General features: G+C 28.6%; 21 protein-coding genes. All 21 read right to left on the bottom strand.

The window, feature by feature from the left end:
- Positions 1-9: 9 nt before the first annotated feature.
- The 21 genes from FRIFI_RS00240 to FRIFI_RS00140 all read right to left on the bottom strand — a co-directional run bounded on the left by FRIFI_RS00240 (position 10) and on the right by FRIFI_RS00140 (position 23,763).
- Positions 10-909: a DUF1385 domain-containing protein gene (locus tag FRIFI_RS00240; protein ID WP_092921423.1), complete on the bottom strand. Its 900-nt coding sequence runs from the start codon at positions 907-909 to the stop codon at positions 10-12.
- A gap of 139 nt (positions 910-1,048) precedes the next feature.
- Positions 1,049-1,633 carry a thymidine kinase gene (locus tag FRIFI_RS00235; RefSeq protein ID WP_092921425.1) on the bottom strand — a complete coding sequence of 195 codons (585 nt, stop codon included), beginning with the start codon at positions 1,631-1,633 and terminating at the stop codon, positions 1,049-1,051.
- A gap of 72 nt (positions 1,634-1,705) precedes the next feature.
- Entirely contained in the window at positions 1,706-1,906 is a 201-nt protein-coding gene (gene rpmE, locus FRIFI_RS00230) for a 50S ribosomal protein L31 (RefSeq protein WP_092727659.1), read from the bottom strand.
- 116 nt (positions 1,907-2,022) lie between these two features.
- Complete coding sequence (gene rho / locus FRIFI_RS00225) at positions 2,023-3,528, bottom strand: transcription termination factor Rho (protein ID WP_092921427.1); 1,506 nt, start codon at positions 3,526-3,528, stop codon at positions 2,023-2,025.
- 260 nt (positions 3,529-3,788) lie between these two features.
- On the bottom strand, positions 3,789-4,790 hold the full coding sequence (glpX, locus tag FRIFI_RS00220) for a class II fructose-bisphosphatase (protein WP_092921429.1): 1,002 nt from the start codon (positions 4,788-4,790) through the stop codon (positions 3,789-3,791).
- Positions 4,791-5,496: 706 nt separating this feature from the next.
- Positions 5,497-7,215, bottom strand: a complete 1,719-nt coding sequence (gene pepF / locus FRIFI_RS00215; RefSeq protein ID WP_416389771.1) for an oligoendopeptidase F — start codon at positions 7,213-7,215, stop codon at positions 5,497-5,499.
- Between the two features lie 616 nt (positions 7,216-7,831).
- Positions 7,832-10,201, bottom strand: coding sequence for a stage II sporulation protein E (gene spoIIE, locus FRIFI_RS00210; RefSeq protein WP_166504670.1), 2,370 nt, complete (start codon positions 10,199-10,201; stop codon positions 7,832-7,834).
- Positions 10,202-10,290: 89 nt separating this feature from the next.
- Positions 10,291-11,211: a Ppx/GppA phosphatase family protein gene (locus FRIFI_RS00205; RefSeq protein ID WP_166504669.1), complete on the bottom strand. Its 921-nt coding sequence runs from the start codon at positions 11,209-11,211 to the stop codon at positions 10,291-10,293.
- 129 nt (positions 11,212-11,340) lie between these two features.
- Complete coding sequence (locus tag FRIFI_RS00200; protein ID WP_166504668.1) at positions 11,341-11,625, bottom strand: FtsB family cell division protein; 285 nt, start codon at positions 11,623-11,625, stop codon at positions 11,341-11,343.
- A gap of 6 nt (positions 11,626-11,631) precedes the next feature.
- Positions 11,632-12,126, bottom strand: coding sequence for a spore cortex biosynthesis protein YabQ (yabQ, locus tag FRIFI_RS00195; RefSeq protein WP_092921437.1), 495 nt, complete (start codon positions 12,124-12,126; stop codon positions 11,632-11,634).
- Positions 12,127-12,381: a YabP/YqfC family sporulation protein gene (locus FRIFI_RS00190; RefSeq protein ID WP_092921439.1), complete on the bottom strand. Its 255-nt coding sequence runs from the start codon at positions 12,379-12,381 to the stop codon at positions 12,127-12,129.
- A 61-nt stretch (positions 12,382-12,442) separates the two neighbouring features.
- Positions 12,443-12,685, bottom strand: a complete 243-nt coding sequence (locus FRIFI_RS00185; protein WP_092921441.1) for an RNA-binding S4 domain-containing protein — start codon at positions 12,683-12,685, stop codon at positions 12,443-12,445.
- Positions 12,686-12,773: 88 nt separating this feature from the next.
- Positions 12,774-13,052 carry an HU family DNA-binding protein gene (locus FRIFI_RS00180; protein WP_092921443.1) on the bottom strand — a complete coding sequence of 93 codons (279 nt, stop codon included), beginning with the start codon at positions 13,050-13,052 and terminating at the stop codon, positions 12,774-12,776.
- A 71-nt stretch (positions 13,053-13,123) separates the two neighbouring features.
- Entirely contained in the window at positions 13,124-14,578 is a 1,455-nt protein-coding gene (gene yabN, locus FRIFI_RS00175) for a bifunctional methyltransferase/pyrophosphohydrolase YabN (RefSeq protein WP_092921444.1), read from the bottom strand.
- A 209-nt stretch (positions 14,579-14,787) separates the two neighbouring features.
- Positions 14,788-16,401 (bottom strand): putative polysaccharide biosynthesis protein, encoded by a 1,614-nt coding sequence (locus FRIFI_RS00170; RefSeq protein WP_166504667.1) that lies wholly within the window; start codon positions 16,399-16,401, stop codon positions 14,788-14,790.
- Between the two features lie 260 nt (positions 16,402-16,661).
- Positions 16,662-17,201: a stage V sporulation T C-terminal domain-containing protein gene (locus FRIFI_RS00165; RefSeq protein ID WP_092921448.1), complete on the bottom strand. Its 540-nt coding sequence runs from the start codon at positions 17,199-17,201 to the stop codon at positions 16,662-16,664.
- 99 nt (positions 17,202-17,300) lie between these two features.
- Positions 17,301-18,305, bottom strand: coding sequence for a peptidylprolyl isomerase (locus FRIFI_RS00160; protein WP_166504666.1), 1,005 nt, complete (start codon positions 18,303-18,305; stop codon positions 17,301-17,303).
- A 19-nt stretch (positions 18,306-18,324) separates the two neighbouring features.
- Entirely contained in the window at positions 18,325-21,711 is a 3,387-nt protein-coding gene (gene mfd / locus FRIFI_RS00155) for a transcription-repair coupling factor (RefSeq protein WP_166504665.1), read from the bottom strand.
- 15 nt (positions 21,712-21,726) lie between these two features.
- Positions 21,727-22,287, bottom strand: a complete 561-nt coding sequence (gene pth / locus FRIFI_RS00150) for an aminoacyl-tRNA hydrolase (RefSeq protein WP_092921454.1) — start codon at positions 22,285-22,287, stop codon at positions 21,727-21,729.
- A 13-nt stretch (positions 22,288-22,300) separates the two neighbouring features.
- Positions 22,301-22,930, bottom strand: a complete 630-nt coding sequence (locus tag FRIFI_RS00145) for a prepilin peptidase (protein ID WP_092921456.1) — start codon at positions 22,928-22,930, stop codon at positions 22,301-22,303.
- Positions 22,931-22,986: 56 nt separating this feature from the next.
- Entirely contained in the window at positions 22,987-23,763 is a 777-nt protein-coding gene (locus FRIFI_RS00140) for a prepilin peptidase (protein WP_092921458.1), read from the bottom strand.
- Positions 23,764-23,837 lie beyond the last annotated feature (74 nt).

Raw genomic sequence — 23,837 nt, 5'->3', positions numbered from 1 at the left:
TTATCACCTTTATTTTTCTTCTATTACAGCTTTTAATGCTGTTAGTGCTACTTCTAATTGCTCATCATCAGGTTCTTTAGTTGTAAAGTTTTGTAAAAACATTCCTGGATATGCGACAATTTTAGTAAGACTATTATTATATTTCCCAAGAAATCTTATTATTTCATAAGATATTCCAGCAACCACAGGAATACATATTATTCTCATAACCACTCTTAATATGGGATTAGGCCATCCAAAGAAAGAGAATAGTATAATAGACGTAAACATAACTATAAATAAAAAGTTAGTCCCACACCTCGGGTGTAGTCTAGTAAATTTTCTAGCATTTTCTACTGTAAGCTCTTCTCCACTTTCATAGCAGTATATAGATTTATGCTCGGCACCATGATATTGAAATACCCTTTCTATATCTTTACTCTTAGATATTCCTACTATGTATATAAATAAAATAGCTATTCTAGCAAAGCCTTCTATTAGGTTTAATACGAAATCGCTTTGTATATATTTTGAAAACAAACCTCCTACTACAGTAGGAATTAGTACAAATAATCCTATTGATAAAATAATAGATATTATCATAGTCAAACCTATCATCACATCATTAGCTTTATCTTTAAATATACTCTTGAAAAACCTGTCAAAAGCATCCTCTTCTTCTTCATCTAAAAAAAATTCTGATGAGAAGTTTAAACTTTTAATACCTTCTACCATTGTCTCGATTAATACAAATGAACCTCTTAAAAATGGTATTTTATCTATATTCTTATCTTTTATCCAACTTTTTACTCTATTTTTCTTTACAACAATCTCCCCATTGCTTTTCCTCACTGCAACGGCTCTTTTTTCTTTAGACTGCATCATAACCCCTTCGATTACAGCCTGACCACCTACAGATTGCTTCTTCATTAATTCACCTCTTTATTTTATACTTTACTTATTTCTTTATTATAATATAAGAGTATGTATTAAAATAGACTTTTTATATTATAAAAGGGAGCATTCCTTGGTGATTAACATCATTTTAAGAAACTCCCTTTACTTTCAATTATTTTTTATCTTTATAAACCACATGACATTTTCTGCATCTAGCTTCATAAGTTTCAACAGCCCCTACTTGTATTATAGGGTCATCATATCTTGCAGGTTCTCCATTTATTAATCTTTGAGATCTATTAGCTGGCTGTCCACATACTGAACATATAGCTTGTATCTTATCAACAAATTCTGCAACAGCTAATAACTTTGGTGTTGGTCCAAAAGGCTCTCCTTTAAAGTCCATATCAAGACCAGCAGCAATAACTCTTATACCTTTATCTGCTAAGTTCATAGCTATTTCAACTATTTCTTCATCAAAGAACTGAACTTCATCAATTCCTACCACCTGAGTCTTATTATCTATATGATTATATATCTCTCTTGCATTACTTATAGGTATTGCATTTATACTGTCTCCATTATGTGAAACAACATCCTCTTTACTATATCTATTATCTATTTGAGGCTTAAATACTACTACATTTTGTTTTGCTATTTTAGCTCTTCTCAATCTTCTTATAAGCTCTTCACTTTTACCACTGTACATAGGTCCTATGACAACCTCTATATACCCGTGATTTACAGGTCTATACATATTTCGTACCCCCTATGATTGTTAGATTACATTAAAATAGGAGTTGGCTGCCCAACTCCATTTTTGTAAAGATTAGTCCATTTTGAATCTCTTCTTGAACTTGTCTATTCTTCCACCTGCTTCTATATTCTTTTGCTTTCCAGTATAGAAAGGATGGCACTCAGAACATATTTCTATTTTTATCTCGTCCTTAACAGAACCAGCTTTGAAAGTGTTCCCACAAGCACAACGTACTTCTACAGCTTCGTATTTTGGTTGTATATCTTTTTGCATCATATTCACCTCTTCTCAAATTTTATAAATTAACTATATTAATTTTTTCGTTTTGCATTATCAACTACACCATTATAACATAAGTTTTTTATTGGTACAAGCAGTTTTTCTTTAGATTAAATTCCTTTTATCGATTTGATAAACTCTTCATTATTCTTTGTTCTTTTTAATAATTCTATAACTTTATCTGTAACCTCTAATACAGAATTATTACTCATTTCTCTTCTTAATTTATATAAAGCTGACTTCTCTTCTTCTGTAAGTAATAGATCTTCTCTTCTTGTTCCTGACTTGTATATATCTACAGCTGGGAATATTCTCTTTTCAGCTAACTTTCTGTCTAAGTTAAGCTCCATATTTCCAGTTCCTTTGAATTCTTCAAATATTACATCATCCATTCTAGAACCTGTTTCTACTAAAGCAGTCGCAAGTATAGTTAACGAACCACCTTGTCTTATATTTCTAGCTGCACCAAAGAATTTCTTAGGCCCATGTAATGCTCCTGGATCAAGTCCTCCAGATAAAGTTCTTCCTGTTGGAGATATTGTTAAATTATAAGCTCTCGCAAGTCTAGTTATACTATCTAATAATATAACTACATCCTTTCCATGTTCAACTAGTCTTTGTGCTCTATTTAATACCATTTCAGCGACTTTAACATGGTGGCTAGATACTTGGTCAAATGTTGAGTATATAACATCTCCATTAATAGATTCTCTCATATCAGTAACTTCTTCTGGTCTTTCATCTATAAGAAGTACTATAAGTTCTACATTAGGATGATTTTTAGCTATACTATTTGCTACATTTTTTAATAAGCTTGTCTTACCTGCTTTAGGAGGTGCAACTATTAATCCTCTTTGACCCTTTCCTATCGGAGATATTAAATCTATTAATCTGGTAGCTATATCATGTTGATGTCTTTCTAATGTAAGTCTTTCTTCTGGGTATATTGGAGTTAATAATTCAAAGGCCTTTCTTTGTATCGCTGTTTCAGGCTTCTCGTCATTTATTTTTTGAACATATAAAAGAGCCCTGAACTTTTCTCCTGTTTTAGGGTGTCTAGTTATTCCTTTTATCTTATCTCCAGTTTTCATATTAAATCTTCTTATTTGAGAAGGCGATACATAAACATCTCCTTCTGTAGATAGGTAATTTGACCCTCTTAAGAATCCAAACCCATCTGGAAGTATTTCAAGAACTCCTACTACCTCATCATCTTTTGATGTATTAAATTCATCTATTATTTTAGATTCATCTACTACCTTTTGAGTATAGTATCCTTTATTATTTCTAGTATTGTTATTTTCTATATGATTTCTATGATTATTTTCCGTATTATTTCTATGATTTCTGTTTTCTGTATTACGATTATTTCTATTTTCTTCGTTTCTTTGTTGACTATTTCTCTCTTCTTTAACTTCTATTTGTTTAACTTTCTGTTCTTTCTCTACACTGTCTTTTTCTAAACTTTCTTTTATTATATCTATTAATTCATTCTTTTTATACTTGCTTATAGACTTTATGCCTATTTCTTTTGCTATCTCTTTTAACTGAAGTAGAGTCTTATCGTCTAATTCAGATACTTTTATGTTATCTATATTCAAAAGAATCCTCCTCATCTATATCTCTTTATTATATCTTCCATTTAATCTATGGGATTTAAAGGTGTGAAAAAGAAAAGATTTACTTATAATTAATTTTTATAATATCACTTATCTTCTATACTGGTCAACATACAAACATAGCTATATATAATAATTATTCTATATACTATATATTATACTATTTTTAAAAACTTTAAACTATTTATGTATATTTATATTTCCTCGATAAAAAAATATAGGCTTATTCAGACAATAAACCTATATTTATTATACTTCTATTCCATATTATATTTTTTCATTAAATCTACTAATATATCATTTTTATCTAAATTATGTATTGCATCAACAAACCTTATAGTCCCAGTTTTTGCTCTCATAACTACAGATTGTGTCTTAGCCCTATTGTTCCCTATTTGTATTACTCCCTTTAATAAATCACCTTCTGTAATTCCTGTAGCAGCAAAGAATAATTCATCTCCTTTTGCTAAGTCATCAATAGTTAAAACTTTTTGTAAGTCCTCATCAGAAAATCCCATTTCATGACATCTTTCTCTCTCTTGTTCACTTAAAGGATATATTTGGCCTTCCATATCTCCTCCCATACATTTTATGGCAGCAGCAGTTATTACACCTTCTGGTCCTCCACCTATTCCCATAAGCATATCTATTCCTGTTTCTTCGAAGCAAGTAGCTATAGCAGCTGCTACATCTCCATCTCCAAACATTTTTATTCTAGCCCCTAGTTTTCTTGCAGCTTCTATTATATCATTATGTCTTTCTCTATCTTGAACTATTATAGTCATTTGAGTTGTTTTTTTACCTAAAGCTTTAGCAACATTTTTTATATTTTCTTCATGAGATTTATTTAAATCTATACTTCCTTTTGCCTTTGGCCCTACTATTATTTTTTTCATATAAGTATCTGGTGCATTTAATAAACTTCCCTTAGCTCCCATGGCTATTACTGATATAGCATTTGGAAGTCCTTTAGCTATTAATGTAGTCCCATCTAGTGGATCTACTGCTATATCAACTTCCATACTCCCCTTCGTTCTCATACCAACTTTTTCCCCAATATAAAGCATTGGTGCTTCGTCTAGTTCACCTTCACCTATAACAACTTCACCATCTATTTTTATTGATTCAAAAGCTCTCCTCATAGCCTCTACTGCTGCTCCATCTGCTCCATTTTTATCTCCTTTACCCATGAATTTAGAAGATACTAATGCAGCTGATTCCGTTACCCTAACAAGTTCTAGCGCTAAATTTCTATCCATAATATACTCCATCTCCTTAGTTAGTTTTACTAAGAAAAATTATATATTATATTTGTTAATTAGTAAACATGTGTATCACTTTTTATTATTTAGTGTATTATAATAACCCTACACATACTAGTATGTTATATTTTAAATAAATTTTACTTAATTTATTAGATGATAAATTAATATAAAGATATATTTTTTTAATGTCTAATACAAATCTTATAAATTAATATTTTATATAGAACCTAATTTAATTTCTTTAAAATAAAAAACTAACCAAAGGGTTAGTTTCTTACATCATAGCTGCTAATAATCCAAATAGTGTCGTCATGCTAGTAGCAACAAGTACTACTACTACTGATATTGCTATAATTTTATTTTTTTTCTTTTGATTTTTTGCCATTTATTCCACCTCAAATAAATTATTTATTATACTCTCTATAATTGAGTTAATGTACTCCACAAATTATTCTTTAAAATCTCTCTTCTATATACTTAGCTGCTATTATACCATATTTATAAGTATCTTTTAAAATTACTTTTTTGCTTCAATTATATCCATATTGTATTAATCATATTAAATATGCTTTTGATAGCTTAAAAAATCATTTTATATTCTTATATATGACTTTCCTTCCATTAATAATCAATCCTATATAAAAAGTCCTACTTAGCAAAAATAGGACTTTTTATATAGTTATATTACTAATAACCTATATTATTTAACTATAATCGTTTCTAACTCTTTAACTAATTCATCAAATTTATTTATTGTATTTTCTATAGGTTGTGTACTCGTTAAATCTACTCCTGCTTTTTTCAGAAGATTTGTAGGGGAATCTGAACTTCCTTTTTTTAGAAAACTAATATAATTATCTGAACCATTTTTTAAGATATCTTGTGCAAATGCAACACCTGCACTACATCCTGTAGCATACTTATATACATAAAAACTATTATAGAAGTGCGGTATTCTAGACCATCCTACTTTTGCTAATTGATCTAATTCATAATCTTTACCATAATATTTTTGAAGTAATTTTCCCCAAGTATCATCTAATACTAGTGTATTTAAAACTTCTCCATTTTCCATCATCTCATGTATAATTTTTTCAAACTCAGCATACATAGTCTGAATAAATACTGTATCTTTTATTAAGTCTAAGTATTGAGTTATATAATATGCCTTTTCTTTATCATTTGTAGCATTCTTTATTAACACTTCATACAATAAAGCTTCATTAGTTGTTGATGCTACCTCATGAGTGAATATAGATGGATTTGAATTATAATAATTTTGATTTTTGGCACTCATATAAGAGTATACTCCATGCCCAAGTTCATGAGCTAATGTAGATACTGAACTTAAATTGCTTCCATAATTTAATAATATATATGGATGAGCATCATAAACAGATAAACAATATGCACCACTTACTTTTTCATCTTTCGAATATACATCAATCCATCTTTCATTAAAAGCTTTATATACTATATCACTATATTCTTTACCTAAAGGTGCTAATGCTGAATATATAATTCCTTGTGCTTTTTCATATCCTATACTATTATCAACACTATCTACTATCGGAACAAACATATCATAATAATATACTTTATCTAAATTAAGAGCCTTTTTTCTTAAGGATATATATTTATGCAAGCTAGATGTATTATCACTCACAGTTTCGATTAATCTATCATATACTTTGGTGTTTACCCCATCACTTTTTAAGTACATATCTAAAGAAGACTCATATCCTCTTTGAGTGGAATAAAATATATTCTTATTTACTTGTCCTACTAATAGCCCTGCTAAAGTATTTATATTGTCATTATAAGATACAAATTCATTTTGGTAAGCTGATTTTCTTTCATTTCTATCAAAAGATTCTAAAGCTTGACTATACTCAGATGGATTTAAATTTGTTTTTTTATCCATATTTCTAAAGAGTTCATATATATATCCTGGTAATGATGTTATTTTCGATACATCTGCAAGTATGTTTTCTGAAGTTTGATCTAGATAATAATCTTTAGAACTTCTTATGCTTGACAAATATCTATTATATTTACTTTTTATTTTCTTACTAGATGAGATTTCTTTAAATTCTTTATCTGATAATTTCAGAACCTCTAATTCTAAACCTGAACATACCATTCTATAGTCTCTATATACATTATCTAATTTTTCATCCATTGCTAAGTATTTATACGAATTTTTACTTATATCCTTTTTTAATTTTACATATCCTCCAAGCTTATTTAATTTTATATCTAATCTTTCTTTTATTTCTAGTGCAAAATCCAAATGAGTCTTAGACTTGGTAATTTTACCTGTATAATTTTTTAATTCCTTTATATCTTTTGTAAATTTTTTTAAATCTTTTTCCCATTCAGCATCATTTTTATATAATGCTTGTAGATTCCAACACATCTTATTATAGTCAATATGTTTCTTATTTTCTTGTTTAGTCTCTTCTTGATTGTCTATTGCTATAATACTTTTATTATGCAAAAAATCATTACCATAAGATATTTCTGGCATAGCTCCTATACAAAAAACAGATATAGACAAAATCATAATTGCTTTATAATATATTTTATTGCTCATAAAAAGCCATCCTTTCAATAAAATCTACTTACTTATAGGATGGCTTTTTTGTTCCTTATTATTCAACTATTACCATTTTAAATATTTATACATAAACACTTTATCCACATACTTATCAACATATTAACAATCTATATTACGACAAATATTTAGTTTTTCCAATATTCTTATTCTATTGGAATTTTTTTAATTTTGACTTTTAACATACTTATTAACAATTATTTAATACTTATCAACAAGTTTTTGTAGGTTATTCACTTATATTGTTAATAAATACTTTTAGTTTATTTGTATACAATTTCATTGCATCAAAAAAATATTTTTTTATTTATTGTTTTACTTTGTCGAACTTTGTGTTTTCAATATATATAGGCTAATATTACTCAACTCTAAACTTATCCACATTTTAATAACATATTATTAACAATATGTTGATAAGTTAATTTTTATATATCTTAGTAACTAATACTGTCATATCATCCTCTATAGTTTCACCTTGCATTTCAAGAGATTTGTCTAGTATTAAATTAGCTATCTCTTTTGGATTGGTAGTTTGCATATCTTTTATGAAGTATATTAACCAGTTATCACCCATATTGTTATTCTTACCAGCATCTAATATTCCATCAGATACCATAATTATATAATCACCATCTTTAACCTTTGTTGTCTTTCTATCTAAGTTTATATCACATAAAATCCCCACTGGTAATGATGATGAGGATATTAAATCTATATCTTTATTATCTCTCATTATATATGTAGGGCATGCCCCCATCTTTATAGTTTCTAGTATTCCTCTTTTTAAATCAACTATTCCTAAATCTAATGTAGAGAACATCTCATCTGACGATTTTAATAATAACATGTTATTAATTGTGTTGATAACTATTTCATCTTCAATTTTCGCATCCATCATTTTTTCTAATATATCTATAGTTATAGATGATTCTTCATATGCTTTTCGACCTTTACCCATTCCATCGCTTATGGCCATCATATATTTACTATCTCTTATCTCCATATGTGTATAATTATCCCCACACAATATATGTCCATCTTTTGACATTGATATCACTTCAGTTATAGCTTTATATTTTTGACTTCTACTAAAAGTTATTTTACATTCTTGACCTAAAGATCTACATCCAACCTTTTGAGCAGATACACTAGTTCCCATATAATCAGATATAATATTTGTTAGCTTTTTATCGCATAGACATCCATCTATGCAGTTATCTTTATTTATTACTATTTCAAAGTCATCATCACTCTTTGTTATATAATTTATCTTGTTTACTGAAATGCAGTTTCTTTCTAATTCATCTTTTAAATCATTTTCTTTCTCTAAGTCTAGCACAATATTATTTTCTAAATCATAGGATATAGACTTCATAGATTTTGATATACTTCTTATTTGGTTTGCTATTAATTTTCTACTTTCTGAAAATCTTACTGTCCAGTTATAATCTACTAAAAATAATTTATAATAATTATTTATTGTTTTAATTACTCCCTCTGGAGTTATACACTCTTTTACAAAATCTTCTGGTACGCTGTCTATTTTAAGCTCTCCTTCTTCCTCTATGCTTTGTAATATCTCATTCATAAGAGTATATGTATAATTAAATTTTAAGTCCCAGCATCTTCTTTTCATTCCACAGTTTTTACACTGATCAATATAAATCATATCTATTATACTTGCTATATCCTTTTGATCTACAACTTTTTCTTTTTCTCTAATCTTATCAAAAGTATCTGCTATACTATCATAAGCTTTGCTCATATTCAATAGTCTATTATTAGTTAAGCTTTTCATTCTATCTATATAGTCATTAACTACTTCATTAGAGTTCACATTAACTCTTATCCTATTTTCTATTCTATCAAAAGCTTTCTTTGGTAATAATAATACTATTAAGCACCCTATTAACATATCCCTCATTTGTTGAATATCCAATCCAACACCTAGACTATAGCCATATATCATAAACCAAGATAATATATACCCTATTATACAAATATATTTGTTTAATTTGTTAAAAGCCCCACTTATTAGTCCCGATACAGAGAACACTCCCATATATATAGCACTAGTTATATCACTTATCATAAATGCTATTCCAACTATAACCCCAGAAGTAGCTCCCATAGCTGCACCTCCAATAATAGATGCCATAAGAATAAGTATTGTAGACAAGACTGTTTTTAAAGACACCCCTAAGATATACATATCTCCTATTCCCATAATACTTAAAGTAACTATTATACTTAAAGATATAATTTCTTCTACATTCATAGTTATTTTCTTATTAGAATTACTCAGCAAATCAATACCATAAGAAAATATATATATTCCGATAAATACTATAGATGATTCCATAATTGCTATAAAAATATCATATACATATCTATTAGATAAAAGAGCTTGTCCAATAGATATAGGTAATATAATAAAAGTTCCCAAAAGAGCTATCTTCCAGGTTGAATTAACACCTTTAATTTTCTTGTTTATTGACATATATATAATTAAGCATAGGATATACTTCAAAATATAAGGCATAGTGTTTCCGGATAAAATTATTCCCAACAACGTTGCCATAAAAGCAGGAAGTCTATATTTTTCTATCTTAGATACATATATGAAAAATGCTAATCCCAGAGGTGCTATAGTATCCATCAAAATAGTCCTACTTAGCAAAAATGCCATTAATATAAATACAATTGTGTTTAATTCCATATATCTATTAAATTTTCTATAATTAATTTTAATAGTTTTATCTTTTAATTTTACTGAACTCTTCTCCATAAAAAAATCCCCCTCTTTTGTTTATAATGAGATTGTAACAAAGAGGGGGGTAATGTTTTTGTCATAATGAGTTCTCTATAATAAAAACATTAAGACATATTTTTTGATTTTTGACAGATTAATCCTTCCAAATTATCGTATTCACTTACAATTATTTTTTGACTTTCTAGTTTTTCCATTATTTTATCTAGTATTTTTACACCAGCAGTTATAATATCTGCTCTTTTAGGCTGTAATCCTTTTAATCTTTTTTTATCATTTAGTGTCATATTCTTTAAACTTTGTAGAACTATATCTATATCTTTTTTGCATATTTCACTATTGTGTATTTTTTCCATAGAATAGACTTCTAATTCCTGGTTAATTGCTGATAAAGATGTTATAGTTCCGCCTATGCCTACAAGATAACTTATATTGCAACTTTTTATATACTCTAATGTATCTTTTAATGTATTTTCTATGAAAACTTCCATATCTTCAAATTCTTTGTTATCTATTGGATCTTTTTTTAAAAATTTTTCTGTCATCCTTAAGGCTCCTACATTTTCACTTTTAGCAAAACTTATTCCTTTTCGGTTTCCAATTATAAACTCTGTTGATCCTCCACCAATATCTATTACTAATATATTATCTTTTTCATTTAGACCTTCTAACACACCCTTAAATCCTAAATTTGACTCTTCTACGCCACTTATTATTTCTATATCTATGCCTGTTTTTTCTTTGGCTAAGTCTATAAATTCATTTTTATTCTTGCTGTCTCTTAATGCAGAAGTTCCCATTGCATATATTTTTTCACAACCTTCTTCTTTACATATATCAGAGAATGTTTCTAGTGCTTTTATATTTCTATCTATCGCTTCTTTATTTATATATCCTTCTTTATCTACACCTTGTCCTATTCGTGTAGTATTTATAAATTTTTTTCTATTTTCTATCTTGCCATTTATATAATCAGCCACTAAAAGTCTCATTGAGTTTGTTCCAATATCAATTGCTCCTATCTTCATTGGTATATCTCCTTTGTCTTTTTTGTTCAATAATAAGGTACAACTAATTTTTTAACTATATATGTTAATTATCTCATATTTACATGCATTCACATACCTTAAATATTTATCATCTAAAAAGAAGGTAACTTAGTTACCTTCTTTTATATCAATATATATGATTTCCCCTGGCTTAACCATATTTAAGCGTTCTCTAGCCATAGTCTCTAGGTCGTTATTACTCTTTGCTTTTTCAGCCTCTTTTATTTCTAGCCTAGTCTCTTTTATTTGCTCATTGAGACTATAAATTTCTTCTTTATATTCCTTATACTTTTTTAGTTGAAATATAAATCCACTCATCATGCCTACTATTATGACACCTAAAAATAATGTTAATACTATAAACTGGCTCGAAAATTTTTTTCTTAAGTTCATATTAACCTACACCTTTTTTCTTATTTTTATCTTACCTAATGTTTTTCTCTTCACTCCCCTATTTATAAGTACAATCATATTAGGTATATAAAATATCATATCAAATAAAAAGTGTAGTGTGTATATCATAACGTAATACAAATTCTTCAAAATACTGACTATGTACTTTGTGGTATTTTTGATTAATGCTGTTAAAATATATAATACTTTATTCATTATTGCTAAAACAAATTTGCTTATGGTGTTGTAATATAAAATAAAACCAATAAATAAGGCTAAAAAATGATAATATCTCAGTTCAAAAGATTCTATTGCATTTACGGTTATAAAAACTGTTATTGTAGTTAAAATCCAAAATAATGCATCAAAAACTAAAGAGCAGTATTTTATAAATTTAAAATTTGATTTTATAACTCTATAAATATCAAATAATACGCCTACAACTATCCCACCGTAAATAGTTGCAAAAAAATAACTAGCATCTTGAGTAAACGGAGTCATCTACTTAAACACCTTCTTAAAAAAGCTTTCTTGTGTTTTTCTTTCCTTGGAGTAAATTATAGCATTTATGGTTCCATCTACATTTATAACTTTCTCGTCTATGCTCAGCTTACTCATATCTAGGTTTTCACCTTCTATTACCATTTCACCTGCGCTTGTTTTAACTTCTACCTTTTTATCGCTAAAGGAGTAGATGTGCTCTACACCAGAAACAATTAAATTGCTCCTATCCTTTAAGGTTATATTATGTTCCATAGTACCCCCCCAGTAAATTTTCAATTAATACTACTATAAATATACTGAGGATATCCTATTTTTATTCTACTATTTCATACATTTCTTTTGCATCATTTTTTAATACATGCTCTCTTATTTCATTTATCTTTACCTTCATAACTTTTTCTCCAAAAGTTATTTCTAATAAATCCCCTACATTTACTTCTGATGAAGATTTTGCAACTTTCCCATTTATAGTAACTATCCCCTTATCACAAGCCTCTTTAGCTACTGTTCTTCTCTTTATTATTCTAGACACTTTTAAAAATTTATCTAATCTCATTATCTAAGTTCACTTCCTTAAAAAATTATATTTATATTAGTATATAGAAAAAGTGTGGTATAAAATTCCACACTTTTTAATTTAATAATTATCCATTTATTATATCTTTAAGACCTTTTCCAGCCTTGAATACTGGAGCTTTAGAAGCTGGTATTTCTATAACTTCTTCTGGGTTTCTTGGGTTTCTTCCTTGTCTAGCAGCTCTCTCTCTAGTTTCGAATGTTCCAAATCCTACTAATTGAACTTTTTCTCCACCTACTAATGCTTCTTCTACTGATTTCATAAAAGCGTTTAATGCTGCTTCTGCTTCCTTCTTAGTTAATTCACTCTTTTCTGCCATTTTTGCAACTAATTCAGCTTTATTCACGATACTTACCTCCTAAAAAATTTATATAATAATAGAATTCTTATTTTTAAATTCTAGTTTTTAGCTAAAAATTATAACTTATTAGCTTTTGCTTCATTCCAAAGATTGTCCATTTCTTCAAGGCTCATATCTTCTAATTTTTTGTTTAATTTTCTTGAGCCTTCCTCAACAAATTCAAATCTATTTATAAATTTTTGACTTGTAAGGTTTAATGCTTCTTCTGGATTTATACCTAAAAATCTGGATAAATTTACTATTGAGAATAATAAATCTCCTAGTTCTTCCTTTATGTATTTTATATTTCCTTGTTTGTGTTCGTCAAGTAATTCTTTATATTCTTCCTCAACTTTTTTTAATACATCATCAATATTATCCCAGTCGAATCCTACTAAAGCTGCTTTATATTGTATTTTTTCAGCCTTTGTAAGAGCAGGTAAATATTTAGGTATTCTTTTTAATCCTTCTGTTACGGTGTCTTCACCTTTTTCTTCTTTTTTTAACTCTTCCCATGTTTTATCAAATGTATTCATATCAATATCTTCATTTTTGAAAACATGAGGATGTCTATGTATAAGTTTTTCGCATATACCAGCTACAACTTCTTTTAAATCAAATAATCCTTCTTCTTGTCCTATTTGACAGTGGAATATAACTTGTAAAAGGATATCTCCTAGCTCTTCTATCATTTCATCTATATCATCGTTATCTATAGCTTGACAAAGCTCGTACGCTTCTTCTATGACATATTTTTTTAATGATTCATGAGTCTGCTTTTTATCCCAGTCACAACCACCTGGACCTCTTAAAGTTTCCATTATTTGATATAAGTCATTTACTGTATTATACACTTTTTTAGAGCTTTTTGGTATATATAAACTCGTTAAATAATCGAATTTATTTTCCATTCTATCTAGCTCGAATAAAGGTACATATTTCTTACTTTCTAGATTTTTGACACCTGCACCACTTACTATACATACTTCTTGATCATAATCATAATACTCCATTAATTGTAACTTAATATTTGAAGCTATAAAGCTATCATATATTTGAGTTATTATCATTGCAGTATTTGTATCTATATAGGAATTTTGTATCTCAAATGCATCTATCAACTTAAATCCATCTGCAGGGTCAACTGCTAAGTAGTTAAACATAGCGTCTACAAAACTCATAGATGCAATTGTTTCTACTTCTATGCCCTTTTCTCTTGCCATAGATTCTATTATACCTACAGACTTTTCTGCAACTCTTGGATGCCCTGGGACAGCATATACTAAGTCCCCTTCTTTAGATGTTTCTATTATAAATTCTGAAATCTTTGTATATACGTCTTCAAAGTTTTCTTCTTTTTCATAAAAATAATCTAGAGAAGTATATTTTATAGATTCTTTTAGCTTGTCCACTGTTGGATGTTTCTCTGTTCGTAAGAATATCTTTTGAGCTGACTGTAAGGCTTCTAATGCTCCCTGACTAATTAAAGAATAATCTCCAGGGCCAAGTCCTACAATACTTATCTTACCCATAATACCACTCCTCTTAATTTATTTCAATTGTTAGTTATCTTATAAATATGTACTATCTAATTCATAAATATTATGTTCATGAATCTGCCTTTTTATTTAATTTTAAGGAAATTATGCCTAATTCTTATTAGTATTAGGCATAATTTTTTGACTATATTTAACAACAACTATAATTATTTTAACATATGATGTTCTATAGTAGTGTTTTTCTATTTCATAAGATTAAATTTTTTAAGTATTCTATAAAGTTTATCACCTTTTGGAATAGTTAATAATTCTTCTTTCTTAATTCCACCTATAAATATAAGTACTAATCCATAGATGACAGCACCTATACATATTGAGATTACAGTAGATAATGTATTACCTAATATTCCAAATAAGAATCCATAACTTAACTTAACAACTATAAACATACTTATAACTGTTATTAGTGGTTTTATAATAAATTCACTTGGTGAGAATTTTACTTTCATCACTTTTCTTATGTAAATGATTTCGATTAGCGCTGCTACTAGATATGCAGTAACTGTACCTAGAGCTGAACCTAATACATTTATTTCATATATACCTGTTAATGTATAACTTATTACTACCTTAAATAGCATACCTATTAATAAAGCTATTACAGGTACCATTGGTTTACCCATACCTTGAAGTATACCATTCATTGTTTGTATTAATCCTAAGAATATTATACATGGTGTAAGTACTAATAATATAGTTCCTACGTATGCTGGCTCTTTAGGATATAATAAATGCATTATTGGACCTGCTAATGATGCAATACCAAATGCTGCTGGTAAAACTATTAGTAAAGTTACTTTTATAGCTGTCTTTGTATCTTTTCTTGCCTTAATTTTGTTGTTAACAGCATATGATTCTGATATAGATGGAACTAAACTCATACTCATAGATATTGTAACAACTGATGGTAAGTTGATTATAGACATAGCTAATCCTGTTAATTGCCCAAATAACGCTAATGCTTGACCAGGAGTATATCCTGCTTCTGTAAGTCTTCTAATAACTATTACATTATCTATCATATTTACTAAAGGCATAACAGATGCACCTATTGTTATAGGTATAGCTACTACTAGAAGATTTTTCATTATCCTAGACACTGATTCGTCTTTGAAATGAGCACTAGCTTCATTCTCATATTTACGTTGTTTTCTTTGTCCTAAATAAACTAGTATTAAATAACCTATAGATGCTACTGCACCTATTGTAGCCCCCATTATAGCCCCTGCAGCTCCTAGTTTTGGACCATAATTATTCATTAGATAGTAAGCTAATCCTAACCCTAATATAACTCTGAAGAACTGCTCAAGGATTTGAGATATAGCTATCTTTGTCATTTCTCTTTTACCTTGGAAATATCCTCTATAAGATGACATCATTGGTACGAATAAAAGCGCTGGTGATATAGCCATCATAGCGTAGTATGCACCTGGATTTTCCATTATGTCATTTACTATGTAATCTGCTCCAAAGAAGAATATACAGAATGCCACTAAACCAGTTATAAATAAAACTGTATATGACACTTTAAATATTTTATGAGCACCCTTATGGTCTCCAATTGCGTTCTTTTCTGATACTAACTTTGCAAGTGCAGTTGGAAATCCTGCTGTTGCTAGTGTTAAAAATAAAGTGTAAACAGGATATGCAGCTTGATAATATCCCATCCCCTCTGCCCCAATTAGGTTTCCAAGAGGTATTCTGAAGAATGCCCCCATTATCTTTACAATTATACCTGCTAATCCAAGTATAAGGGCACCTTTTAAGAACGAGTCTTTGTTCTTGTTATTACTCATAACACGACCTCCATATTTTTTGTATAACAAACTTTAATATATCATATATTCAATAGTATGTTCAATATATTACTATAACTTTAAATAATTAGCTTTATTGATGAACCAAACGACTTTGTATCTTAATCTAAATTACTTTTATATATATGTAAATCAATTGATATTACTTATACTTACAGTTTTTCAACATTTTAAAAATTTAATTTAATATTCCCTATAAAAAAGACCCAAATTTATTTGGGTCTTTGACTTTATATCTTTTACTGTACTTGCTTTCCTAAGAAGTTTGCTGCTATTTTTAATATTTTTTCTTCAGCTTCTGACATATCATCTGATTCTTTTGCTACTAGTGCTATTGATCCTATACAGTCACCTGATGAGCTTATTATAGGTATTATAATTTGTTTTTTATAATCCATGCTGTCATCTTTATGTAAAGGTATCAGCTTAGTATCCTTACTAGTTTTTGTTTCTCTATTTTCTATTAATTGTTCTAATTCATCACTTATACTTTTTTCTTTATATTCTTTTTTAGGTAATTTAGAAACAGCTATTATAGAATCTAAGTCTGTAACAACAACACCTAAACCAAGTGTTTCTCCTAAAGTTTCTGTGTATTCTTGAGAAAATTCATTTAACTCTCCAATTGGTGAGTATTTTTTTAGGATTACTTCTCCATCTTTAGCTGTGAATATTTCTAGAGGATCTCCTTCTCTTATTCTTAAAGTTTTTCTTATTTCTTTAGGAATAACAACCCTTCCTAAATCATCTATTCTTCTAACAATTCCTGTCGCTCTCATGTTTAGTTTATCCCTCCATAAATTACTTTAAGCTTATTTTTACCAATGATAAGAAAAATATACAAAAAAGACTATGCATAATTTGCATAGCCTTTATATTTATATTTTTATTTTGTCTAATACATCTTTATTTTTCTCTATTTTAGCTTCTTTTGTAAGTTTAGTTACTTGTTCAGTGAATTTTTCATTAAGTAATATAGTTTTTATTGAATCTTTTACATCATTATATGGAGTTTGTTCATTTACTTTATCTGTAACTTTTATTATATGGTACCCAAAGCTACTTTCTACTATGTCTGATATTTCACCTGGCTTAAGATTAAATGCTGCTTTTTCAAATTCAGGAACCATCATTCCTTTGCTAAAGTACCCTAAATCTCCACCTTGTGCTGCTGAACCTGGATCGTCAGAATTTTCTTTTGCAAGTTCTGAGAACTCTTCTCCTGATTTAGCTCTCTTAAGTAGATCTTCTGCTTTTTTCTTAGCTTCTTTTTTCTTTTCATCAGAAAGTGGCTTTCCATTTTTATCTTGTGTTGAAACTAATATATGTGATGCTTTAACTTCATCTTTGTAGTAGTCTTTTTTATGGTCTTCATAATACTTTTTCATTTCTTCATCAGATATTTTAATAGTCTTATCAAAATGTTCTTTATAATTTTGAACAGCTAAATCTTGTTCTTGTTGAGTTCTTAGGAACTCATCATTAGCTCCTATTTTTTCCATATCTTTCTTGTACTCTTTATCTGAATCTATATTTTTCTTTAATTCATTATATTTTTTGTCTACTTCTTCTTTAGTAGGTAGTAAATTATCTTTTTTTGCTTGTTCATATACTACTTCTACATTTATCATTTGGTCTAAGATATTTTCTTTAAACTTATCTCTATATTTAACGCCTTTTTCAACTTCTGTGTCCCATACATTTTTTCCATACATAGCCTCTACTGATTGCTTGTATAACGCTAGAGTTGTTTCGTATTCACTAACAGTTATCTTTTGACCATTAACTGTAGCTACCGTACCATCACCTTTAGGCGAGTTTGAGCAAGCTGTGACAGATAACCCTACCATCATAGCTACTGCAACTGACATTAGTTTTTTCATTTGAACACCTCATTTAATTTTATTTTATACTACACATCTTTTCTAATAGTTCTTCCAACTCAATCACTATATTATACCCTATTTTTTCACTTGTTTTGTATCTTGTTATTGGAGCAAGTATTATTTCATCTTTTAACTGTCTAACTTTTTCTATCTTTAGCTTTTTACACAATGTTTTTATATATGCTATTCTTAATAAACATTTAACAGATTTAGGTATATCAGAGAATCGATCCTCTAATTCCTCTTCTACTTCCTTCATATCTTCTTTATCTTCTATAGATGCAATTTTTTTATACATTTCTATTTTCATTAACTCATCACTTATATAACTATCTGGTATATAAGCATTTACACTTAAATCTATTTCTACATCTATTTCTTCGATAATAGCCTCACCTTTAACCTTTTTAATAGCTTCATTTAACATCTTGACGTATAAATCATATCCTATTACAGCCATATGCCCATGTTGCTGAGATCCAAGTATATTTCCTGCACCTCTTATTTCAAGGTCCCTCATAGCTATTTTAAACCCAGAACCAAATTCTGTAAACTCCCTTATAGCTTTAAGTCTTTTCTCTGCTACTTCACTTAATACTTTATCCTTTTCATACATTAGATAAGCATAGCCTTGTCTTGAACTTCTTCCTACCCTACCTCTTAACTGATAAAGTTGTGCAAGGCCCATCTTATCTGCATCATATACTATCATAGTGTTAGCATTAGATATGTCCATACCAGTTTCTATTATAGTTGTACAAACCAATACATTATAATCTTTATTTAAGAAACCTAATATTATATCTTCTAAAGCTTTAGAAGTCATTCTACCATGAGCTACGGCTACTTGAGCATCTGGTACTAAACGTTGTATCATACTAGCCATTTCTTCAATTCTTTCTACTCTATTATATACAAAGAATACTTGACCTCCTCTTGCTAGTTCTCTCTCTATTTCATCTTGTATAACACTTTCTTTTGCTTCTGTAACATAAGTTATTACAGGATGTCTTTCTTGAGGAGGCTCTTCTATAACACTCATATCTCTTATTCCACTTAGCGACATGTGTAGTGTTCTAGGTATAGGTGTTGCTGATAAAGTTAATACATCCACTGTTGATTTTATCTTTTTAAGAGCCTCTTTATGTCTTACTCCAAATCTCTGCTCTTCATCTATAACAACTAATCCTAAGTTAGGTAAGTTTATGTCCTTAGAAACTATTCTATGAGTACCTATAAGTACATCCACCAAACCTTTTTTAGCATCTTCAATTATTTGTTTTTGTTGCTTAGGAGTTTTAAATCTACTTAATACTTCTACTCTTATTGGGTAATTATCAAAACGCTCCCTAAAAGTATTATAATGCTGTTGAGCTAGTATTGTCGTTGGAACTAATACTGCAACCTGCTTTTGCTCCATACAAGCTTTAAAAATAGCTCTTATAGCTACCTCAGTTTTACCATACCCAACGTCTCCACAAACAAGTCTATCCATAACTTTATCTGATTCCATATCTTTTTTAGTATCTTCTATGGCTTTTAGTTGGTCATCTGTTTCTTGATGTGGGAATAATGATTCAAACTCTAGCTGCCAAGGAGTGTCTTCAGAGAATTTGTAACCTTTTACTTTTTCACGTTTAGCATATAGCTCTATAAGGTCTTTTGTCATATCCTCTATTTCTTTTTTAACCTTAGCTTTTGCCTTAGTCCACTCATTTGTTCCTAATTTATTAAGCTTTACCTTCTCTTCCTCTACCCCAATATACTTTTGGACTTTGTCCATTTGGTCTATTGGTACATATAAATTGTCTCCACCTTGATAGACTATCTTCATATAGTCTTTTTTTACGGCATTCACAGTTATTTGCTCTATTCCTGTGTATCTACCAACTCCATTATTCTCGTGTACAACATAATCTCCTACACTTAACTCTAAGAAAGATTCTATTTTTTTACCTTTTTTAGATTTTTTAGACTTAGATGACGATGTTCTTTTATGTACACCTATCATTTCATTATCAGTTATAACTGCATACTTTATAGATTTATACTCAAATCCACTACTTATACGAGCTGGTATTATTATTATTTGAGACGATTTTATCTCTATATCCCTACTTTCTGAGATAGTTGATTCAAGCCCTAAATCCAATAAATCTGAATTTAATTTCTTAGCTCTATCAAGAGTATTCGTAGCTAAAATTATTTTATATCCATTGTATTTTAATCTATTTAATTCCTCTACTAATATATCTACCTTAGCATTAAAAGTTGGTATTTCCCTAGCCTCAAAGTTTACAATTGATTTTATATTAAAATCATTTATAGGCTTTGGTAGTAAAGTGTTTATTACAAACTTTTTATTAGATGCAATAAATTCTAAATCTGAATAATGATATAAAAGTTTCCCTTGATTTTTAAGTGCCAATCCTCTTTCAAGATTTACCTTATAATTTTCTTTGAAAGTATGTATATAATTTTCACATCTTTCCTTAAGTCTGCTTATATCACTTATAAATACTATTGCATCTTCACTTAAATAATTAAAAATACTCTTATTTTCATCTGTATATATATAATCTATATAATTTTCTATTCCTTCAAAGTAAGTCTTATTAAATATCTTATCTATATTCTGTAAAACATCATCATCTGTATGCTTACTAACGTCTTTTTTCATTCTAGCCACAAATTCATCTATATTTTTAGGGTATATAAACTCTCTAGACGGAGTTATAGAAAATTCTTGTATCTTTTCAATAGATTTTTGCGTAAAAACATCAAAAGTTCGTATAGATTCTATTTCATCATCAAATAGTTCAATACGAATTGGATTTGTGTATTCTAGAGAGAATATATCTATTATTCCTCCCCTTATACTAAACTGACCAAAACCTTCTATCTTAGAAACTCTTTCATATCCTAACTCAACTAATCTCTCACTTAGTAATTCTACATTTAGAGTATCACCTATCTTATGCGTTGATATATTCTCTAAAAGAACATCTTTAGGTATATATTTTTTTAAAGCAGCTTCAATAGATGTTACCAAAATTATTTCCTCACCTTTAGCCAATTTTAGCAACACCTTTAATTTTCTAGCTTCTTCATTTCTATCCTTTGCATCTAAATGGTAGAAGTAAATATCTTGAAAACCTAAATACTCCACCTTATCCTTAATATAAAAGTTTAAATCATCATATACTTTTTTAGCCTCTAAATCACTACTTGTTATAATTATCATTTGTCTAGATAAGTCCTTGTATAGTGAATATGCAATATGAGGTTTTTGTACAGGTAAAAGCCCATTAATAAGTAATGAGCCTTTGTTTTTCTGTATAGAGTTTATAACTTCTTTATATTCTTTGGAATTTTGCAAAGGGTATACAAATACATCATTCATATTAATTCCCCCTCACTATCCATTATATTTGTTCATAGATAAATCTATATCTTCCTTTATTATAGTCTCAACAGCATGATATGCTTTTTCAAGACCTCTTTCTAAATCATCAACTTCTTCTTTTCTAAATCTTGAAAGAACGAAATCTGCTAAATCTTGGCCTGGCATAGGCTTAGATACTCCAACTCTAACCCTTGGAAATTCTGTTGAACCTAAACACTTAACGATCGATCTCATACCATTATGAGTTCCACCACTACCTTTTTTTCTTATTCTTAGTTTACCCACATCTAAGTCAATATCATCATATATTACTATTATATTGCTCAAATCTACCTTATAGTATTTATATATATCTATTAAAGTTTCACCACTTAAATTCATGTATGTTTGTGGCTTAACTAATAGAACTTTTTCAGAACCTATTCTTCCTTCTCCTATTAAGGCCTTATGCTTTATTTTCGTCACTGATATGTTATATTCCTTTGCAAGAATATCTATAACATCAAAACCAACATTGTGTCTAGTTTTTTCATATTTCTTGCCTGGATTACCTAACCCTACTACTACGTACATATTTTGTCCTCCTCTATTTACTTATTATGCCAAAATATAAATTTAATATATCATAATTTGTTATTATTATTGTTATTGTTGCTAAAGATATAAATGGTGCAAATGGTATTTTCCTCTCCTTATTACTTTTATACAAAAGTATATATATCGAATACGGACAAGCTAAAATAAATGATAAGGCGATTAAATACATTGAATAGTTATGCCCTAATACAAAACAACATAAGCAGTATACGCCTATGTCTCCTTGTCCTAATGATTTTGTTGTTGTGGCTAATATATATGGTACAATAAGTCCTATTAATAGTGCAATGATATGGCTCATTGTGTTAACATCATACTTTATTGTAATTAGAAAAATTCCACCTTGAATTATTATACCACTAAGTACAGTTATATCATATATATATGTAGTATGATAATCTATTATTGATATAACTATTATAAATGGTATTAGCGATAAGTACTTTATTGACTCTGCGTTTACTCCATATTTGTAGTAGATTAAAGACATTGATAACAGATTTAATGTGTAAATTATTATTGTATTTAGCTTATTTTGATTAAGTTCATCACATATTTTATATATTTTTTTATTGCATATATATGATGTTATTATTGAAATTAATACTATATATATCATAATCTAAACATAGTAATAGGGTCAATTTAATTATTGACCCTATTTATATTATCTAATCATAAAAACAAACTCATATACCAATCTATTATAGATGTTCCACATAGAACATTAATTAATGTTCCTATGGATATAAATGGTCCATAAGGTATCATTGAATTATATTCTTTGTTTTTTATCTTGCTATATATTATAGTACAAACTCCGTAAATTGCTCCTACATATACACTTAATAATACTGTTAGTAGTCCATATTTCATTCCTAAAAATAGTCCTACCATACCAAAAAGTTTGATGTCTCCCCCACCCATTACTTCTTTTTTTACTAATAGCTCTATCAGGTATATTAGTACTAGTGTACCTCCTCCACAGATTAGCCCTCCTAGTAAACTTTCTTTTAACCCGATTCCTTGTCCTAGGATATTAAAAGCTAGAGCTCCTATACTACCGAAAATTATTAATCCATCGGGTATTATATAGTGATCTATATCTATGAAGGTTATTATTACTAATAGTGATACTAATAACAAGTAGTATAGTGTTATAGTGTTTAGTCCGTATACTTTATATACTAATACAAACAATATACCTGTTAGAAGTTCTACTAATGCATATCTTGGCGGTATCTTTTGTTTGCAGTATCTGCATTTTCCTCCTAGAAAAGTCCAGCTAAGTACAGGGACTAAATCTAATGGCCTTAGTCGTGTTTTGCAATTGTAGCAATGTGATGGGGGATTTGATATTGATTGTTTATTTGGTATTCTGTATATACATACGTTAAAGAAGCTGCCAAATATTATTCCAAATATAAAAAAATATATATAATACATTCCCATCTGTCAATTTATCTCCTTGTTTAATTTTTTATCATATTATAAATAGTTTACATATCCTGAGTCACATTTAAATT

This window comes from Romboutsia hominis, from assembly GCF_900002575.1.
Classification (GTDB): Bacteria; Bacillota; Clostridia; order Peptostreptococcales; family Peptostreptococcaceae; genus Romboutsia_C; species Romboutsia_C hominis.
Note: the sequence above shows the minus strand (reverse complement) of the source record. Positions and strands in the feature narration are given on the sequence as shown.

Coding starts and splice junctions, on each gene's coding strand:
- FRIFI_RS00240 (WP_092921423.1), bottom strand. CDS start 909: ATGAAGAAGCAATCTGTAGGTGGTCAGGCTGTAATCGAAGGGGTTATG.
- FRIFI_RS00235 (WP_092921425.1), bottom strand. CDS start 1,633: ATGTATAGACCTGTAAATCACGGGTATATAGAGGTTGTCATAGGACCT.
- rpmE (WP_092727659.1), bottom strand. CDS start 1,906: ATGCAAAAAGATATACAACCAAAATACGAAGCTGTAGAAGTACGTTGT.
- rho (WP_092921427.1), bottom strand. CDS start 3,528: ATGAGGAGGATTCTTTTGAATATAGATAACATAAAAGTATCTGAATTA.
- glpX (WP_092921429.1), bottom strand. CDS start 4,790: ATGGATAGAAATTTAGCGCTAGAACTTGTTAGGGTAACGGAATCAGCT.
- pepF (WP_416389771.1), bottom strand. CDS start 7,215: ATGTGTTGGAATCTACAAGCATTATATAAAAATGATGCTGAATGGGAA.
- spoIIE (WP_166504670.1), bottom strand. CDS start 10,201: ATGGAGAAGAGTTCAGTAAAATTAAAAGATAAAACTATTAAAATTAAT.
- FRIFI_RS00205 (WP_166504669.1), bottom strand. CDS start 11,211: ATGAAGATAGGAGCAATTGATATTGGAACAAACTCAATGAGACTTTTA.
- FRIFI_RS00200 (WP_166504668.1), bottom strand. CDS start 11,625: ATGAACTTAAGAAAAAAATTTTCGAGCCAGTTTATAGTATTAACATTA.
- yabQ (WP_092921437.1), bottom strand. CDS start 12,126: ATGACTCCGTTTACTCAAGATGCTAGTTATTTTTTTGCAACTATTTAC.
- FRIFI_RS00190 (WP_092921439.1), bottom strand. CDS start 12,381: ATGGAACATAATATAACCTTAAAGGATAGGAGCAATTTAATTGTTTCT.
- FRIFI_RS00185 (WP_092921441.1), bottom strand. CDS start 12,685: ATGAGATTAGATAAATTTTTAAAAGTGTCTAGAATAATAAAGAGAAGA.
- yabN (WP_092921444.1), bottom strand. CDS start 14,578: ATGGGTAAGATAAGTATTGTAGGACTTGGCCCTGGAGATTATTCTTTA.
- FRIFI_RS00170 (WP_166504667.1), bottom strand. CDS start 16,401: ATGAGTAATAACAAGAACAAAGACTCGTTCTTAAAAGGTGCCCTTATA.
- FRIFI_RS00165 (WP_092921448.1), bottom strand. CDS start 17,201: ATGAGAGCGACAGGAATTGTTAGAAGAATAGATGATTTAGGAAGGGTT.
- FRIFI_RS00160 (WP_166504666.1), bottom strand. CDS start 18,305: ATGAAAAAACTAATGTCAGTTGCAGTAGCTATGATGGTAGGGTTATCT.
- mfd (WP_166504665.1), bottom strand. CDS start 21,711: ATGAATGATGTATTTGTATACCCTTTGCAAAATTCCAAAGAATATAAA.
- pth (WP_092921454.1), bottom strand. CDS start 22,287: ATGTACGTAGTAGTAGGGTTAGGTAATCCAGGCAAGAAATATGAAAAA.
- FRIFI_RS00145 (WP_092921456.1), bottom strand. CDS start 22,930: ATGATATATATAGTATTAATTTCAATAATAACATCATATATATGCAAT.
- FRIFI_RS00140 (WP_092921458.1), bottom strand. CDS start 23,763: ATGGGAATGTATTATATATATTTTTTTATATTTGGAATAATATTTGGC.